A 17,697-nucleotide genomic window follows, 5' to 3' on the forward strand; every position below is an offset into this window, starting at 1 on the left:
ATTTTATTGACAAAAATAATAGTTTTTGCTATCATACACCTAATTTAATAAAGAGAAGTAAAACGGTGTGTGATTTAAGAAAAACAAAATTAATAGATAAAATAAGTTCACTAGAACTATATAAATACTCAATATTTTTTAGGAATTATATAGAAAATGTAGCAGAGGATTGTCTCAAGAACGGACTTGTTCTTGAGAGTTCTGGCCGCAATGTTAGTGAATTTGAGCTTGATAGGTTAAAAGTACAGCTTAAAAATGCTCTACTTAATTGTATAATAAGCTACCGTTTCCATGGGATTGGATATGTTTTAGTAAAAACCAAAGATACCCTAATAGACCTCGAACAACCCGTTAATATAGAATTACCTATTGGTTTTGAATACCTTGATTATGAATATGTAAGAGATTTGGGAGTTGATTTTGATCATATAACCTACAGAGTAAAATCCAGCAATAAGAACAATTCTTTAGACGCAGTTAAAATACATAAAAGTCGACTTATCATATATGAAAACTTTGATTATATCTTAAAAAGATATGTTCCGTGTTATACAGAAAGCTTTTTGCTAGATATTTATTTATTTGAAAAGATATACGTTGAAATAGAAAAACGTATTGAAAACCACAATTTTTTGTTTTACAAAGATGAATCTTTAGTGCAGTTACAAGACGCACTCTCTAGTGCAACAACTTCTTTAAGTGCACTTACTCAAGGCAATAATGATAGAGGAAGTGGCATTTTATCTTCTTTTTTAAGAAAACAAAATTCAAACAATCATAGTAAAGATATTTCTAATTTACGTAGTCTTAATGACTCATTGGCGCAGGAACTTGCTAGGTTAAAAAGCAATCTAAATAATGAGGGAATGTTTTATACAGCTACTCCGAGTGCTAGTTTAGAGGTTATTAAATACGATCTTAGCTATTTAAAGGAGGCTTTAGCATTAATTAAGGCAAAAATTGGTGCAGATACTAAAGAACCCCTAACTAGAAGTTTTAATGAGCAGGCTAAAGGGCTAGGAAATGATGGTAAAGGAGATAGGAGCAATTATTACGATTTTCTAAAAGGTGTACAAGAACAAGTTGAGAATTCTTGTAATTTAAAGCTTACAAAGTATTTCGGGCTTGATATGAAGTTTAATTCACTGATTATGTTAAGTGAAGAAGAAAAAGTAGAAAGAGATATAAAGCTAATTGAGCTTTACAGTAAATATAACCAGCTTATACAAAGTAGCTCATTTAATAATGAGGAGCTAGCGATTTTAAAAGAGAAATTATTCTCATTTTGAGAAAAGGAGTTAAAAGATGACAGAGAAAGAGGAAAAAGAAGACCTGCAAGCACAAGATAAAGAAGAACAGCAAAATAAGGCTGATACTAAAGTTATCAGTGCGCAGGAATTTGAAGAGTACATGCGCTTTAAAGAACAAGCAAACAGTAAATCTAAAGAGACAAGTCGAGATTTAAGTATAAATGAGCGAATAACAAAAGAACTTGCAGAAGTTGAAGAACGAGAGCGTATTGAAAAGCAATTGTTGCTAGAGGCAGAGAGAATTAATGAAATTGATACACTTACAAAAGCGCATCTTAGCAACCATTTTAACAAGGAAGTGTTACTTGCAAAAGGATACACATTAAAAGATATTATGCAGGCACAACGTAGAGAGCTTGTTCGTAAGTTTGTTCCAATTGAGCAAATTAAAGCTATTGCTAAAGCGTCAGATATAAGTCATATCGATGGTGAAATACTAGAACAACTTGTTTCTTTAGCAAAAGTGAATATTAAATTAAGAAAAAATGCGAGTAGTAATTCTTCTTCTGTTGACTCTATTAAGGGGAATATTATTGCCAAATCAGAAGAAAGAGCAAGTTTGCTTGATTCTAATTTTGTACCAATTAATTTTACAGAATTTGTACAAGCGATAAGTAATACATACAAGCAAAGACGAATTCAATTTTATGAAAATCTAAAAAGACATAAAAGAACAAGTATTGCTTAAAGGAGTTTTTAATGAGTGATATAACAAAAATCAAACAAGAGTTTGATAAAAAAGTTGCAGAAATTCAAGCATTAATGAAAAATCCCCAACAAGACGCGGGGCTACTTAGTAATTCTATTGAATTTAGAGACCAAAATCTAATTTTTTCTAATTCTGGTGGAGTGTGTACCAGCAGTAAGGACAAAATAGAAAATTATCCTGCTAAAGGGTATCCGTACAAGCGAGGAGTAAAACTTAGTTTTGGAGACGGAACAACCGAACTAGAAGTTGAGGCTGGTGGTGGAGATGATTTATATGGGGTGTGTTCAGATATAGATGAGTTTAGTGGTATGGCAACTGTAATACCAATTACGAATAACTTTACAGGATATTTAACACTTAAGAAGGATGGACAAAATAGTGTAAATCCAGGAGATAAATTAAATTTTAACCAACATGGAGAACTGGAAAAGGCTACAGGGGGTCAAAAGACTGTTAATGCAATAGCACTTTCAAAAGCACATAAATTAACCGAGGAATTATTTATAGTGCTTGCTAGTGTATTTGGGAATAGAGCAATAAAAGGGTAATAAAATATGGCGTTAAAAGGTAACGTGCAAGTAGAAAATCTTGAGGCTGTTGATAACCCGCAGTTAGATTTAGGGGCACAAGTTTCCGCTGCTCCTAGAGCTAAACGGCAAGCAAGACAAGCTGAGGATGCACAAGGGGAAGATCCATATTTGGAGGCAATTAACGAGCTTGATGATGTCCTTTTGAAATTCAAGAAATATGTAAAATCGATGAGTTCAATTGAAAATAAAGTTTTTGGCGGTTTAAGTAGTTGTTTTAAATCCAAGAATGAGCGAGTTGATGCATATTCATTTGCATGTTCAAGTTATACAGACAAGATAGAGGAATACCTTTACGACCCAGCGAATAGTTTTCCATACAAGCGTGGGGTTAAACTTGTTCCAAAAGAGAACTCTATATATGTAGAAGTTGGAGCTGATACTGATATGTATGGGATATGTGTAGATGTATGTGAGTTTAGTTGTACTGCGTATGTATTGCCAATTACTAACAATTTTGAAGGGTATCTTGTTACAAGAAATCCAAGTATAAAAATAGGAGAAATACTAGACATAAATAATAACGGAGTTATTATCAAGGCTGGAGGTGGGCCACCAACCGCAATTAATATATATGCTCTATCTGATTCATTTACAATCAATTTTGCACCCGAAGATAAAAATCAAGATCAAAATAGATATCCTAGGCAAGAATATTCTATTAATTTTATAAAAGTTGCAATTTTTGGAAATAGAGGCCTTGAGAAAATAGTAATACCTGATGGTGGTTAAATCTTAATCGAATAAAAGGAGGTAAATAAATGGGAGATACAACGCAATTAGTAAAAGAGTATCAAGAGAAAAGAAGTAAACTGGAAAAGTTTATGAAAAATCCCCAACATGACGCTGGTTTTATTAGCAATTCTAATGAATTTAGAGACAAAAATGTGAAATTTTTTGCTTCTGGAGGCACTAGAACTAGTAAGTTTGATAAATTGGAAAATCATCCATTTTCTGGGTATCCATACAAGCGTGGAGTAAAAAGAGTTATTCAAGAATCACAAGATAATCATAGTCACTACGAACCTCATGTTGAGGCTGGTGGAGGTGAGGACTTATATGGAATATGCATTGATATAGATGAGTTTAGTAAAACAGCCACTATTGTACCAATTACCAATAATTTTGAGGGCTATTTAGTAGCAAAAGATTCTACGGTTAAAGTAAAAGATAAACTTATTTTTAATAAAGACGGTGCCCTTGAAAAGGTTACTGGAGCGGCAAATAAAACTGCTATTAATGCAACAGCATTGTCTGATGCAAAGCAAATTAGCAATGAGGTTTATTTAGTAAAAGTAGCTGTATTTGGAAATAAAGCTATGAGTAGAAATTAATAAAATTTGGGAGGATTTAATATGGAATTATTTGATGAAAATTATTATGCAAAAGCTGTGGCCAATATCATAGGAGAAGTTAAAGATCCTATTATGTATAAATGGTTTTCGCCTGATCAAATTGAAGATGTTGATCTACAAATGGGATATCAAAAAACCGTAAAATGGGACGCGTTTTTAAATGCTAATCCTACAACAATTGCTAATGAGGTTAATACTATCTCAACTATTGGTTTTAGTTCTGAAGTGGTAAGACTTAATTATTTAAAATTACAGTATAAATTTAGACATTTAAAACAAACCTCTGAGAAATTTTATACTTCAGACTCATATATTGGGGACATTAATAACAATTTACTTCCTTTTGCTCAAGCTTATAAGCTTGCAAGCAGTGAAATTATCAAACTTATTAATCACTTTGTACTAACTGGGACTGTTTCGATTCAAAAAGATGGGAAAAATCAAAAACGCCTACTTCCAAATATGTATGGACTACTTAATATGCCCGAGCAGATAAAAGAAGAAGTTCAAAGTGGTGATAAAGATAAAATGGATAAAATCTTTGAAAAAATTGAGGCTGGACTTTCAAAGTTAGAACTAGGCGACGAATTTTCCACACCGATGATGGTAATAGTTGACCCAGCAACGTCACTTAAACTAGTAAAACCATACGCAGCAGCACAGGGTGCAGCAAGTAGTTGTGAAAAATGGGAAGATGTTTTAATTCAAACTATTAAGGCTATTAATAATAGAGAAGATGTTTACATTGAAACTTCAAACTTGCTGAAACATAAAATACTCATTTATCCACTAAATTCTGAACTTATTAAATTTAAACCTAGCAAGTATATGCTACCTACACCGAATGAACAAGTTGATAAAGACTCAACTGATATAGCTCATTCATACATTGATTTTGTTTTAGGCGGGTTACTTGCTACTAGAAAAACTATTTTGCAAGTTAACATAAAGCAAAGCTAAAAGTATAAGGTAAGTGAAAATGAGTGAACAAGAAAACTTACAAGCACAAGCTGAGGGAGAAGAAGAACTTTTAGTAACAAAACTTCATACAGAAGTGTTATTGCTATTAGGAATAGACAAATTTGCATTAAGCAGGCAAAATTTTCTACTTCATTTATCTTTACTTCAAGCTATTCTAGTAACGCGTGGTATTGATGCAAGTTCACTTACATATGAACAAATATTTTTACTTACTTTTTACCATATGGGTTGTCAATTAAGAAAACAAGGCGTTGTTCGAGAATTTGAATTTGATAGGATCAAAAAAGAGAAATTCAATGAACTTGAACTTGATTATTATCCTAGTAGTAGTGGGAGCGAAGAAGGTGGTGAAGGAGGTTGTGGATCAAACAAGAATTTTTGTTCACAACTTGATGCATTTTTAGAAAAACTGAAAAGAGAAACTTCAACGCCATCTTGTGTGGGGGTTGTCTAATGAATGGTGTTAGAAAAAGACTTTCAGACATGTCTTTCCGCATGATCAACGTATTTAAAGACCCGCAACCCTTAAAGTTTTATAAAGGTGATGTTGTAAAGCTTGAAAATGATTCTTCTTATCAGAGAGTATTTGACAAAAATAAATACACTGAATTTGCGGGGGTTATTATTGACATAAGGCCACAAGAACTTGCAATGCTTTATGATTCGGATATGTCTGATATTCAAGGGTATTCTAAACTTTACACATATCAAGACCTTAACTTTGAGCTTAAAGACCGAATATCAATTGCAGATTTAGTTTATTTTGAAATATTTAGCATTGACTCTTCAATCGGATATTTCACATTAGTTTTAAAGGAGTTTATATGGACAAGCTAGAATTTAAACTGGAATTGGAAATTGGGTGGTTTGGTGGTCGTGCAGGGATTGCTAGAATGCATGAAAAAGGGGGTAGCAATTTACCAGCAAGAAAACATTTAACCAAAATTGCTAGTAGTTCTGAATTTAGAGAATATATCAATAATAGTTATATAAATTCTAAGTTTAATCTTGACCCTAAATCGGGAATGGAGGCTATTGGACAAGCTTTTATAAGGTACTATGAAAATTATCTACTATCAGCACAAGTCACTCCAGCCTTAAAGGCCAATACAATTAAAAGTAAGCATAAAAGGGGTAGTAACACTGCAGCAATTCCACTTGTTGATACATCCAAAATGTTATCAGAAATTACTTATAAGGTAACACTTGAATGATTTTTACTTTAGATACGATTTTAAATCATTTAACTCAAATATTCAAAGGGTTTAAGGCGTATGCAACTGAAAATAATTTTGAGTGCGACATCATAAATACTTACAATCACCCGTACCTTTCAAAAATCACAGCTGCTAGCTCAAATATAATAGCATTGAAATTTGATGGTACAGAAAATCTATTTGATCATAATTCTAGAGCCGGTGCATTTTATGGAAATGCTTTGGAATTCAGTTTAAATTTTCAAATATATATTATTGCAATAGTGTTAAATGCTAAAGACTTTGACGCTAATTCACGCATGTTAATGCTTTATGGTATGCTTAGCAATTTCCTACATAATAAAGCCCATAAGTATACTTTAGAAAGTCAATCACAACCCGAATATATTAGTAAAATTAATTTCTACATTTACCCAACATCTAATATGCAAACAGTTGGGCTAATTAATTTAGGCACAAAATATAGCAACCATGCATACAGTGCATCTATAGCATTCAATGCTAGTGTAAAAGCAATTGAAATTTTAAAGGAGGAATACGAAATTGCCGCAAGATACAATTAGTGTAAGTTTAGTTGACTCTAGAATTCAAGCTAGTAGGCCCAATTATTATAATCCACTTTTGGTTTACAAAACAGCCAAAATTAAAGTTAATAAAGATGCTGCTAACTTTATAACATTGAATTTAACCGTTAATAACTATGAAAAACAAATTGAAACTTTGGAAAAAGATAATGGGAATGGACAAGATCAGTTTGGAAAAGAAAAAACACTGCTTAAAACCGCAATGTCTAATTTTTTCAATTCAAGTGAAGAATCATTAAAATCTGCTGTTCTTTTTATTTATAAGGATAAACCCGAAGAGTTAAAAAAATATCTTAAAGTACATAGACACACTTTTGTTGTACTTATAAATACTGAGGGTGATAATTCCGATGATGGACTTAAGATTTATAAAGATGATTATGATAAGTTTAAAACACCTTCAATTTTTTTTGTATTCTCAACTAAAGAACAAGAAATAAAAGAACTTTTCAAGGATAAAAGCAATGCCGAAAAAGAAAGAAATATTGTTGTTTACAGTAACAATAAAGATAACTTACACCTCAAATTTGTAAGTCAATATCTGCATCAAGCAAGTATTTCCCATTCTGTAAATCCTTATGGCATGTCACTAGCTGCTACACCACTTGTTGATGATACTGTAATTGGAAAGTTGCGAACTGCAAAAATCAACTTTTATTCACTTCTAAATGAAACTGGACTTGATGGTGTACCCGCCTTTAAAGAAGGTGTTGATTTAGCTGGAAGTGCAATAGACGAACAGTTTACATATCATTATATAAAAAATGAAGCGATTATTGAGCTTATTAGAATTTGGAATAAAAACAACAGACAAAACAGCAAATTATCTGCACTACAACTTAGTGGAGCTAGAGACAATGCATATACTTCAGCAATTGAATGCCTACTTAAACGGTTTGTAGATAGAGGGCTGATTATACAGTATAAAAATTTAAATCTTACTATTTCTCCTACACCACAACTTAAATTAGAACTTAGTGTGAATATTACTTATAACTTTAGCATTAATGCTGTTGCTTTAGTAATTACTACTCAAGATATAGTTGATTATCAAAACAGCTTAAGTGCTTAAAAGGGGGTTAAAAAATGCAATTTTATGATTTAAGAGAAGTTTATTTTTCAATTGGTGGTACGCAGTTACATAGTGGCAAACTAGAGCTTACAAGTGAGCCTACAACAAGAGCAGTGATTAGTAGTGAAGATAAAGGTATGCCCGTAATAAGCTTAAGAGATCCTAAAACGATAACTTATGTTTTCAACATTGAAGTTACTTTGGGTAGTCATGATTACATTTTGTTAACTGAACTTTCTGATGAACAGTTTTACAACATGGATGTGAGAAAAGAGGATAAAATGCTTGATTTAGCATTCAATGATAGAATTGCTACCAAAATTATTTCTAACTATGCAATTTTTACTGAAGAACCGTCAAGAAGTTATTCTGCTGAGGCTGAAAAAGTATCTTTTGAAATTAGGGCTATTAATTGCCAAAAAACTAAACCAAACAACACTTAATAGGAGAGTCTTATTATGATAATGAGATATAAAATGAAAATTTTAACTAAAAATAAAACTTATGAATATCCACTAAAAGTATTACCGGTCTATGAATGGGATAGAGTACTGGGATTTAATCAAAGTGACGCTGTTTTAAAGCTTAATAAAGTTAAATACTTAAGAGAAATCACAAGTTTAATGATAAGTCCAAAATTTTTAGACGAATTCTATTTGATTTTGGATCAAAATAGAGAATTTATTTCTTATTATAAAGATTATCTTGTTGCAATAATTTACACTGCACAATTTAATACTTTTCATTTAGACAATGATCTTAAAAACCCCGCTTTAGTATATTTGAGTGAGTATGAAAATAATGTTGGTGATTTTGTTACTTTTGACTATATCAATGAAAATTTTGATTATGAAAAAGTAGCCACTTCGCTTTCATCAATTACATCAAATTCTAATGAGCTGGTTGCTAAATGAGCAAAAGAAATAGAGATATTGATAAAGCTATTGCAAGTCTTAATGAGACTAGAAAAAAGTATTTTAACTTGCTTGACGAGATTAAGAACGACAAATACTATTTTCCAGTAATTATGAATATTTGCTCATATGATGATGTAAAGAAATTGCCTTATGACGAGCTTTTAGAGGTAAATAGACTTGCTGATATTAAATTAGAAAAAGAATTGTATGAATTAATTTTAAGCAAGTGAGGGCTTAGTGAGCGACAAATTCACCATTAAATTTAAAGGGATTCTTGATCATGCTGCAACAAAAAAGGCTATCGAACAAGATATTTCCAAAATGGAAAAATATCTTAAACCCAAAAAATCCAGTTTAGGGAGTACTAAAGATATTGTAAAGAATAATTTGTCGGACAAGAAAAAAGAACTTAACAGACAATCTAAATTCGAAAGCCTAAGAGAGCGTGTTGAGAAATATAGACTTTCGCAAACCAAAAAGCTTATGAAACAGGGTATGGGGTTTGAGAAAGCAAGAAAAGAAGCTTTCAAAAGATCTTTAATGTCTGATAGAGACAAAAGACGCCTTGAATATAAAGAACTTGCAAAAGAATCAAAAGCAAAAAGTAAAATGCTCGCGGCCTCTCAAGGAAAGGGTCTTGTTGCCAAAATTGCAATAGGTAGTGCTTTAGGAAATGTCATTGGCAACGCTGTAAGTAAAGTCGGCGGTGGGTTTTTTGGATTTATTACAGGATTTATTAAAAAATCAGTTGAAACAGTTTCTAAAAAAGAAAAAGCTCAAAAACTCAATACCGCATTTTATACAACAGAACAACGAAAAATGCTTATGGGGGATGAAGAAGAAAATATTAAGGGCATTTTTCATGGAAAGAAAGGATTTGAGCGAGCCTTAGAAAAAGAAGAATTTTTGCGTCAATTTACTTTAGTCAAGGGCACTCTAACAGAAATGGACAAGTTAAATGGAACTAATTTAAAAAATACGGCAAATTTTATGGCCGAACTTGTATCTAGCGGTCAGGCGAGCATGGAACAGGCTGCAGCGGCTATTGATGATTATCTTAGAGGAAATGGAGACATGCTTTATAAGATTATGGTAGGTACAACAGTCGGCTGGAAATATAAACAAACAGCCAAAGATAACTATCAAAAAGCCGCTATGCACAAAGATTTTGGATTTAGACTTACTGAATTACAAAAATTGGCTGCGGATTTTCATTCTTTTAATCTTACTGAATTTGCTGGGGAGAAGGAAAAAATTGATAGCAATTTGATCAACCTTGAGGAATCTCTTATGAATGTGACTGCTGCGGGTATGCAGCCAGTGCTTAAAGGAGCTTCAGAAATAATTGAATGGGTTAAAGGAATTATGAAAACCTATGAAAAAGGGGGCATTACTGGAATTATAAGCAACATGGTTTCAGCTATTGTAGATCCTATAATTAAGCCATTTAGAGATTTATGGGAAATGATTCAAAATAGCTGGCTTGCGAAAAAAATATTAGAACTAGCAAGTTTTTTCGGACTAGGTTGATTGAGAAAAATTAGATAAAAAGGGAATTCTTATGAAAATTAACAAAAAAATTACTAATAATAATGATATTGAAACTAAGAAAAAAATCATGGAGATTACTCATATAGTAAGAGATGTAACAACCCAAATATTTGCTCTTTTTGGTGCAGATAATTTTTTGGTACTATTCCCAAGAATGGATTTAAAAGGTTTTGGATATGTACCACAGTTGTTTTTTATAAAACCCAAAAATCAGCTAATATCACGAACTTATAACACTAGCTGTTCTAAAAGGCCTATAATCAACTATTATGATAGAAAAGCAGAATATGTCAGCTACAATCCAGTTATGACTGGAGAACATATTTCATTAAGCAGTGGAATACTCACATCTTTATATAAAGATATGCTTTCTCTACTCAAAATGACCGTTTTTGGCAACACGCTACTACGTTTTGACGCTCATCTTGTAAAAGAACAACTAGCCAATCGAATACAAGCACAAGTACCTTTTAGTATATATAGTCCGACTTTTGGCCTTAAAGAATTAGCTGTAATTACAAGTCTTTCGTTTAAGGACACTCCTTTTATTGATGAGGTTGAAGTTAGCCTATCAATGGAAATAGTGAAAACATTTGCATTAGAACCATATAAAGGATAAAAAATGTTGCTACTACAATATGATTTTAAAATTGAATTTTACAATGTAGATAAATCAAAAAAATCAATTGATGGAACTCCTTTTCCAAAAAAAATTCCTAAAATTACAATCAATACACAAGATGGAATTCATGTTGATATTACTATATCTAATAGGTTTTCATCAGAATTAAATACTATAAGTTCCAAACAAGCAAAAGTTGTACTTTGGAATCTTCCTTTAGATTTCACCGACGACATTAAAGTTGGAGATATAGTAAAAATATATTATAAGAAATTTGCTCATGAAAAAAATTTTGATTTCATAATGGCAGGTACTTTAGAACCCCCCATGAGTACTGATTATCCCGGCGGAGATTTTAGTGTAGAGCTTGAAGTTAGTCTATTAACTAAAAGCAATTTCTTTAATCGAGAGTTAAAGAATAAAAACTTCAAGGGCAAAACAGTGCAGGAAGCAATAGAATCTGTATTTCCTAATCGCAATATCATTAATATGGATAAAAAAGATCGCCTTAAAATCATTGACAAAAATTTTTATGCCGCAACACCAAAAGAGTTTATTGAAAAAATAAAAAAAGGGAAATACGTGGATAACATAATAACTGATGTAGGTTATCACAATTTTGAAATTGAATGCAATTTTATATTTACTAATTACAAACAAATGGGGAAAAATATTCACTACGAGGCATTAGAAGATTATGGTCTTGAATTTATACCACAACAAAAAAGTGAAATCGATCCTGAATTCAAGATAAGGCGTATATATTGGAACGCTCAAATATTTTTCACACATAAGCTAAGAGTTGGTGATAAAGTTTCTTTTAGGGATGGGTTGGGAAAAGTTGTCAAAAACACTATATTAGAAACAAGTGCAAGACTTAGTAACACAGGGGATTGTTCATTAACACTTAAGTTATATGACGCCTCTAATTTTGCACCGATGCCTGCGTAATAAAGGAGTTAGAATGGATATTGACTATGCAATTTACAGAATGAACCAGCGTATTTATGGAAATACATTGACACAAGAGGACGTTAAAAATTGGATTTATTCAAACATTTTTATAATTAAAATTGGTACTGTAAAGGTGTTTAAACAACAAACTCAAGAAGCTATTGTTACAATACCCGAATTTAAAGATTTAGAAATTCACACAAAAAATATCTCTAATATCAGTTTAGAATTATCAAAAGGTGATTACGTATTGTTACTTCAATCAAGCGTTAATATTTTTGATAAAAATGACGATATCCACTTTGACAAACATCATTTTTATATACTTAGTGCAATTAGCCCAAAGACTTTAAATCTAATCTCTGATACTGTTAAAATTAAAGCAAACAATAACATTGAAATAGCTAACCAAACAACTAGCTTAAAAATAATTCTCAAAAATATTGTAAGTGCTATTGAGGGTTTGAAAATCGTAATAGATCCAAACACCAAAGCCCTCACAATAGATCAGACCACCTTAATCCCGGCAACCGCTAAAATTAATTCTGATATTAACAGTTTGTTTAAGTAATTTTTGCTAAATATGGTATAATTACTAGTATGGATTTAAGATTAGGCAATAATTTTGAATTGGTATTTAATAACGATTTATCGCTTGTTGATGGGATTGATGAACAAAAACAAAGATTTTTGATATTTTTAAAAACCTTAAGGGGTAGTTTAAGCTATGCTCCTCATTGGGGACTGGATTATTTCTTACTTTTAAAACTGTTAAAAATTAACAATCTTCACGCTGTAAAAAATTATTTTCATGAAATATCTAAAGAACTTAATTTAGATTTAACAGACATTTCAACTACTATACAAGACAACAAAGCACATATATCCTTTTTTTTCTCAGGCGATGTTTTGAATATGGAGTTTAATTTATGAGCATAGTTTTCGATTCTGATTTTGGCATTTTAAAACGGACAATTAAGGATATTGTAAGATCGAAAAGAGAATATTTACGCGTAAATTATGGTATTAATATTGACGATAATCAAAGCTCAATTTATAACATTATTGCGTCTTCTTTAGCATTAATTGAAGAAGAAATAATTAATGAGCTTAATCTATTTTTTTCTAAAATGAAACCGGGCGGCACCTATTGGGCTGCTATTGAAGAACACATTTCTTCTAAAAGCACAACTTACAGTGCTGTTCGCAATGCCTTACTTAATCTTGAGGGAATTGAGTACACTAATATTAAAAGTGCAGCTGGTAAAGCCAACATATATCTAATTTTAAAGGAAACTTTACTAGACGATAGCAAATCCAACATTAACAGTTCTGAATTTAAAGCAAAACTTTGGGAAACATTATATCTAACAACTCCTAGTGGGACTTTACTTGAGGGAGACATAGAAATTGATGGACTCAATTCAACTGGACAACGCAAATCCTACAAAATATCGCTAGGAAAAAGAAAATATGTTTATATGAAAGTAAAGTATAAACTTGACCTTAAAAACTATCTTTACTTAAACATAGACTCTCAAATTAGGGACATTTATTCTAGGATTATTTCGAATAACTATTCTGATATGGGAATTAGCTTTGAATATCAAGACTTTTTTGCTCCAGTTAATGAAGTTAAAGGAATTAAATTTATGGAAATAAGCGTTTGTATTAAAGACACAGACACTGAAAGTATTTCAAAAATTACTGATAGCGACTTTAATAAAAATCAGGATATTGCCATTAATGATGATACAATACTACTTTTCAATACTACAGATCGATTGCTTATTGACATTGATAGTTAACAAATATGAAAATACCTAATTTATTCAATGGCACTGAAGTTCATAAATTTATAATTACAGAAACCGAGTATGCACAAGCGCTACTTAATGAACTTAAGTTTCTTAATTCTAATTTCATATCCATTAATGCAAAAGAAAATGTAAAATCACGATATATCGCAATATGGATATCTCAAGTTTTATCTATTTTTTATGCAAAAACTCAAACTTTACAAAGTATTACAAGCAATATTAATAGTGTTATTTTTGCTTTACGGCACATTGGTACTGATGAGTCATTTAGACTGATTTTCAGGGCCTTTTTAAATGTAGACATTGAAGTTACTACTCCTGAAGCTGGGGTTATTGATATCTCACTAAAAGGGGTAATAAAAACAAACTTTACCACGTTTATTTCGCCTAGTACTAAAAAGGGAAAACGACTAAAAAAGATAATTCTTAGAGAAAAGAAACCAGGATACGCTGCATCTAAAAAAGCTTTGGTATTTAATTCGCTTCCTAAAGGATATGACCATTCAATTTATGCTTTTATTAAGAGAATTATTCCTATTGGTAGAGTTCTCAAAATTAATAATACAGATGGTAACAATATTATAACTTTTAACAACTAGGGGGGCTTTATGGCTGATGATCAAGATAAATTACTAATTGATGAAGAAGAAACTGTTCAAATAAAAGATTTGAACAGGGTTAAAATCGTTAAAAACAATGATCTTTTACTGCTTGATGATGGGGTTGCAAGTAGCAACGCTATTACCTTTAAAGATTTTTTAGAAACCACTAAAGACAAAACATTTAAAGGGGAAGGATTAAGTTATTTTAAAGAGATAATTAAGTCTACAATCGCAGAAGAGCTTGCAGCCAATACAGATTTTGTAGAAACAATTTACACTAAAATAATAAACAAACTAATTAATAATGACTCTACTAATCTTTCTAGTCTTTATAGAAAAATAAGATCATTCCTTGAAAGTGGCATATCATCTACCACTCTATCTAAAGATGACTATCTTTTAACACTTCGCCCTTTCGGCACTATTGAAAAAACACCCGTTCCCAAACAATTACTAGGCTTACCGTCGCGCTTTACTTACTCTGATTATCTCTATAATACTAGTGGCACTACGCTTTATCCGAGGGAATACGAGGGTAACTCAATAGCTATTAATATGAAAAGATATAATGATGTAACTCTTGTTTGTAATAAAAATCTTGACGATGTACCATCTTACTTTGATATTGATATTGACATAGAACATAGTAAAAATGGAAGTAAATCATTATATCTAAGGTATTCCGACGAAAGTCAAAAAAAACTAGTTTATAAGCATGAGGGGGCCTCTTCAATATCTATTAGAGTTCCCATGTATAAAGGATGGTATATCCAAAAAAGAGCCTACATATCAGGAAATCCTGTCCCAGCTCTTTTTAAACTGTAAATTTTTTTAGCAAAAATTGTGATTTTGGTATATAATATACATATCAAAATAAAAAATTAAAATCGAGGATTGAAAAAATGGATAGTATTAAAATAACCGAACTTCTTATCAATTTAAACGAAATTAAGCTTATAGCAGTAATGATTTTTGCTACAGTACTAATTCTTGGAGTGCTAATTCTTCTAAAGCCCTTACTAAAAGATATATTAACTATATTAATAGGCAAGCTTTTTAGAAATGGCAATGGAAATGGCAATACTCATATCAAAAAAAGAGATTAAATTATGAAATTATCTAAAGATAATCTTGAAATTGGACTTGCGTCTATATCAAACCTTATTGATATATTTTCTAAATTTGAAGATGAATTTGATGAAATTGCACATAAAGGATTCTTTTTGGCTTATGAGCTGTATTCTCATTATAAATTAATCTATACAGCAAATATGGAAAGACTTGAAAGTGCATTGACTCCAGCAATAAATGCAGCACTCGCTCCATTAAATGAAAAAATCAATACGGTTATTGATTTAGTTAATTCTAATGATAAAAATCTCAAAATATCTAAGGATCTAAAATTCAATAAAGACGGAAAACCTATCTACAAAGAGAGAACAAATAATGCAAAAGAACACTATTGAATTAGGACTTAATTTAATATCTAGCTTAACCAACATAGCTAAAACTGATACAAACATAGATCATAATTACATTAATACTTTTAGTAAAGTAATAGATTTTTTCTACAAAACATATATAAGCACACTAAAATCTATGGAAACAGCTGAGTCAACTAAAATATTTGAAGAAATAAAAGATATTTTAAAATACAACATTGAGGTAATAGAGGCTATCTCTTCTGACAAAAATAAAAAAATTATCACTTCTCTTAAAGCAACACGTAACAAAATTATGAAAGAATATATCAAAATGCTTAAAAGGAGTGAAAATGCTTAAAAGATTACATTGTTTACTAATTGTTTTGTTGTTATGTTGCACCACTATTGCTAACCTACCAGAAGAGCCAAAACCTCCAATTATTCAAACACTAAAATTTTTAGCTAAATATGAAACACAACTTTCAGAATATGTTATGTATCTTGTAACATTTTTAGCTAAAACAAAAGTGAAAGTTAATGACCCAAATTATCCAGAATATCCTTATCCAGACTTATCAACACTAAAAGACGAACACTCTATACCTGCGGTAAAACATAACATCAAGATATATTTAGAGTACATTAAAAAAGCAAAACCAATAGCGGAAAAAGTATATCATCAATATTCGAAGTTAAAAATGTAAATTACAAAAAGGTTTTTCTTGCAAGAAATTCCCATTTACATATCAAAGCACCTAAAGCCAATCAATCTAAAATAGTGTATAATATAGTTTAAGGGAAAATATTATGGAAACATTGTCAACAAGCGTTAGTGGTATTAGTCAAGAACAAATATATAAAGAATTTCTTAGACTGGGTATGGAACAACTAATAGCACAAGATTTATCTAAAAGATATTATCACAATGAGCTTACATATAGAGATTTAGAAAATTTAGAAAAACAATTTGATATTAAATTTGATAATCTTGTTTCTAAAATAGATAATGTCAAAAGCGAACTTAACACTAAGATTGATAATGTAGAAAAGAATTTACAAAAGGATATATCTAATTTAGATATTAAGATTGATACTGTAGAAAAGAATTTACAAAAGGATATATCTAATTTAGATATTAAGATTGATACTGTAGAAAAGAATTTACAAAAGGATATATCTAATTTAGACATCAAAATAGATAATGTAGAAAAGAATTTAAATGCCAAAATAGATAATGTAGAAAAGAATTTAAATGCCAAAATAGATAATGTGGAAAAGAATTTAAATGCCAAAATAGATAATGTGGAAAAGAATTTAATGTCTCTTTCAGAAATGCTTAAATGGGTATTAGGAATTATGGGAACAATGGCTATAACAATGATAGCGGGACTAATATTTACTTTCATTTCCAAATAGCTACTACCTCACTTAAAACATATCAATTCAAATAGTAATTGTTTATCCAATATTTAGTATTAATAATTGATTTATTAAACATTAATAATAAAAAAAGGAGTAACAATGAAAATCATCAACATATTATTTTGTTTATTTTTACTACTGCTAAACGGCTGTAATTCTAATGATAATGACACTTTAAAAAACAATGCCCAACAAACAAAAAACCGGAGAAAGCGTGATTTAACCCAAAAAGAAACAACACAAGAAAAACCAAAATCCAAAGAAGAACTACTCCGAGAAAAGCTATCTGATGATCAAAAAAAACACCTTGACTGGTTAAAAACTGCTCTAACTAAAGATGGAGAATTTGATAAATTTTTGGAAAATGATGAATCAAAAATAAAAACAGTACTTAATCATATAAAGAGTGAACTTGATAAATGTACTGGGGATAATGCGGATAATAATAAAAATACTTTCAAACAAACAGTTCAAGGGGCACTTGAAGGGGACATAGATAAATTTACAGAGCAGTCAGATAGTACATGTGGTGGTGGTAATTCCTAATATCTATTAGCCCCCAAATAGGGG

28 protein-coding genes are annotated in these 17,697 nt (G+C 30.7%); all 28 read left to right on the top strand.

The annotated features are described in order from the left end of the window. Positions 1–65: 65 nt before the first annotated feature. The 28 genes from QIA46_RS05975 to QIA46_RS06110 all read left to right on the top strand — a co-directional run bounded on the left by QIA46_RS05975 (position 66) and on the right by QIA46_RS06110 (position 17,673). Positions 66–1,289: a phage portal protein gene (locus tag QIA46_RS05975; RefSeq protein WP_418905928.1), complete on the top strand. Its 1,224-nt coding sequence runs from the start codon at positions 66–68 to the stop codon at positions 1,287–1,289. Between the two features lie 16 nt (positions 1,290–1,305). After that, the gene (locus tag QIA46_RS05980) at positions 1,306–1,998 is read left to right on the top strand and encodes a DUF1357 family protein (protein ID WP_418906034.1); all 693 of its coding nucleotides are present in this window, start codon (positions 1,306–1,308) and stop codon (positions 1,996–1,998) included. An 11-nt stretch (positions 1,999–2,009) separates the two neighbouring features. Then, positions 2,010–2,567, top strand: coding sequence for a DUF228 domain-containing protein (locus QIA46_RS05985; RefSeq protein WP_418905929.1), 558 nt, complete (start codon positions 2,010–2,012; stop codon positions 2,565–2,567). A 6-nt stretch (positions 2,568–2,573) separates the two neighbouring features. Continuing rightward, complete coding sequence (locus tag QIA46_RS05990; RefSeq protein WP_418905930.1) at positions 2,574–3,338, top strand: DUF228 domain-containing protein; 765 nt, start codon at positions 2,574–2,576, stop codon at positions 3,336–3,338. A gap of 29 nt (positions 3,339–3,367) precedes the next feature. Then, positions 3,368–3,940 (top strand): DUF228 domain-containing protein, encoded by a 573-nt coding sequence (locus QIA46_RS05995; protein WP_418906035.1) that lies wholly within the window; start codon positions 3,368–3,370, stop codon positions 3,938–3,940. Between the two features lie 21 nt (positions 3,941–3,961). Further along, on the top strand, positions 3,962–4,921 hold the full coding sequence (locus tag QIA46_RS06000) for a hypothetical protein (RefSeq protein WP_418905993.1): 960 nt from the start codon (positions 3,962–3,964) through the stop codon (positions 4,919–4,921). 19 nt (positions 4,922–4,940) lie between these two features. After that, positions 4,941–5,396 (top strand): DUF3890 domain-containing protein, encoded by a 456-nt coding sequence (locus QIA46_RS06005; RefSeq protein WP_418906036.1) that lies wholly within the window; start codon positions 4,941–4,943, stop codon positions 5,394–5,396. Then, positions 5,396–5,779, top strand: coding sequence for a DUF1506 family protein (locus QIA46_RS06010; RefSeq protein WP_418905934.1), 384 nt, complete (start codon positions 5,396–5,398; stop codon positions 5,777–5,779). Before QIA46_RS06005 ends, QIA46_RS06010 begins: the two co-directional genes overlap by 1 nt. Next, positions 5,767–6,156 (top strand): hypothetical protein, encoded by a 390-nt coding sequence (locus tag QIA46_RS06015; protein WP_418906037.1) that lies wholly within the window; start codon positions 5,767–5,769, stop codon positions 6,154–6,156. The genes QIA46_RS06010 and QIA46_RS06015 overlap by 13 nt, the downstream gene beginning before the upstream one ends. Continuing rightward, on the top strand, positions 6,153–6,722 hold the full coding sequence (locus tag QIA46_RS06020; RefSeq protein WP_418906038.1) for a DUF764 family protein: 570 nt from the start codon (positions 6,153–6,155) through the stop codon (positions 6,720–6,722). Before QIA46_RS06015 ends, QIA46_RS06020 begins: the two co-directional genes overlap by 4 nt. Next, on the top strand, positions 6,703–7,815 hold the full coding sequence (locus QIA46_RS06025) for a DUF787 family protein (protein WP_418906039.1): 1,113 nt from the start codon (positions 6,703–6,705) through the stop codon (positions 7,813–7,815). The genes QIA46_RS06020 and QIA46_RS06025 overlap by 20 nt, the downstream gene beginning before the upstream one ends. 14 nt (positions 7,816–7,829) lie before the next feature. Then, positions 7,830–8,258 (top strand): DUF1463 domain-containing protein, encoded by a 429-nt coding sequence (locus QIA46_RS06030; RefSeq protein WP_010256310.1) that lies wholly within the window; start codon positions 7,830–7,832, stop codon positions 8,256–8,258. Positions 8,259–8,273: 15 nt separating this feature from the next. Beyond that, positions 8,274–8,729, top strand: coding sequence for a DUF1473 family protein (locus QIA46_RS06035; protein WP_418906040.1), 456 nt, complete (start codon positions 8,274–8,276; stop codon positions 8,727–8,729). Beyond that, positions 8,726–8,962: a DUF1322 family protein gene (locus QIA46_RS06040; RefSeq protein WP_012644781.1), complete on the top strand. Its 237-nt coding sequence runs from the start codon at positions 8,726–8,728 to the stop codon at positions 8,960–8,962. The genes QIA46_RS06035 and QIA46_RS06040 overlap by 4 nt, the downstream gene beginning before the upstream one ends. 7 nt (positions 8,963–8,969) lie before the next feature. Then, positions 8,970–10,262, top strand: coding sequence for a DUF759 family protein (locus QIA46_RS06045; protein ID WP_418906041.1), 1,293 nt, complete (start codon positions 8,970–8,972; stop codon positions 10,260–10,262). Between the two features lie 31 nt (positions 10,263–10,293). Further along, entirely contained in the window at positions 10,294–10,902 is a 609-nt protein-coding gene (locus QIA46_RS06050) for a DUF792 family protein (RefSeq protein ID WP_418906042.1), read from the top strand. Between the two features lie 3 nt (positions 10,903–10,905). Next, positions 10,906–11,856: a DUF693 family protein gene (locus tag QIA46_RS06055; protein WP_418906043.1), complete on the top strand. Its 951-nt coding sequence runs from the start codon at positions 10,906–10,908 to the stop codon at positions 11,854–11,856. 13 nt (positions 11,857–11,869) lie between these two features. Next, positions 11,870–12,430, top strand: coding sequence for a DUF777 family protein (locus QIA46_RS06060; protein WP_418906044.1), 561 nt, complete (start codon positions 11,870–11,872; stop codon positions 12,428–12,430). Positions 12,431–12,459: 29 nt separating this feature from the next. Then, on the top strand, positions 12,460–12,792 hold the full coding sequence (locus QIA46_RS06065; RefSeq protein WP_418905911.1) for a DUF2634 domain-containing protein: 333 nt from the start codon (positions 12,460–12,462) through the stop codon (positions 12,790–12,792). After that, positions 12,789–13,667, top strand: a complete 879-nt coding sequence (locus tag QIA46_RS06070; protein ID WP_418905974.1) for a DUF276 domain-containing protein — start codon at positions 12,789–12,791, stop codon at positions 13,665–13,667. The genes QIA46_RS06065 and QIA46_RS06070 overlap by 4 nt, the downstream gene beginning before the upstream one ends. A 5-nt stretch (positions 13,668–13,672) precedes the next feature. Then, positions 13,673–14,278, top strand: a complete 606-nt coding sequence (locus QIA46_RS06075) for a DUF735 family protein (protein WP_418906003.1) — start codon at positions 13,673–13,675, stop codon at positions 14,276–14,278. A gap of 9 nt (positions 14,279–14,287) precedes the next feature. After that, on the top strand, positions 14,288–15,106 hold the full coding sequence (locus tag QIA46_RS06080; protein WP_418906045.1) for a DUF685 domain-containing protein: 819 nt from the start codon (positions 14,288–14,290) through the stop codon (positions 15,104–15,106). A gap of 77 nt (positions 15,107–15,183) precedes the next feature. Continuing rightward, positions 15,184–15,387 (top strand): BlyA family holin, encoded by a 204-nt coding sequence (locus tag QIA46_RS06085; protein WP_418905944.1) that lies wholly within the window; start codon positions 15,184–15,186, stop codon positions 15,385–15,387. Between the two features lie 3 nt (positions 15,388–15,390). After that, complete coding sequence (locus QIA46_RS06090) at positions 15,391–15,747, top strand: BlyB family putative holin accessory protein (protein WP_418905978.1); 357 nt, start codon at positions 15,391–15,393, stop codon at positions 15,745–15,747. Further along, complete coding sequence (locus QIA46_RS06095; protein WP_418905979.1) at positions 15,728–16,063, top strand: BlyB family putative holin accessory protein; 336 nt, start codon at positions 15,728–15,730, stop codon at positions 16,061–16,063. Before QIA46_RS06090 ends, QIA46_RS06095 begins: the two co-directional genes overlap by 20 nt. Continuing rightward, positions 16,056–16,409 (top strand): BBA14 family lipoprotein, encoded by a 354-nt coding sequence (locus QIA46_RS06100; protein ID WP_418906023.1) that lies wholly within the window; start codon positions 16,056–16,058, stop codon positions 16,407–16,409. The genes QIA46_RS06095 and QIA46_RS06100 overlap by 8 nt, the downstream gene beginning before the upstream one ends. 103 nt (positions 16,410–16,512) lie before the next feature. Then, positions 16,513–17,121 carry a Bdr family repetitive protein gene (gene bdr, locus QIA46_RS06105; RefSeq protein WP_418906024.1) on the top strand — a complete coding sequence of 203 codons (609 nt, stop codon included), beginning with the start codon at positions 16,513–16,515 and terminating at the stop codon, positions 17,119–17,121. Positions 17,122–17,226: 105 nt separating this feature from the next. Continuing rightward, the gene (locus tag QIA46_RS06110) at positions 17,227–17,673 is read left to right on the top strand and encodes an Mlp family lipoprotein (RefSeq protein ID WP_418906025.1); all 447 of its coding nucleotides are present in this window, start codon (positions 17,227–17,229) and stop codon (positions 17,671–17,673) included. The last annotated feature ends 24 nt before the right edge of the window (positions 17,674–17,697 follow it).

This window comes from Borreliella carolinensis (assembly GCF_032595855.2).
GTDB lineage: Bacteria > Spirochaetota > Spirochaetia > Borreliales > Borreliaceae > Borreliella > Borreliella carolinensis.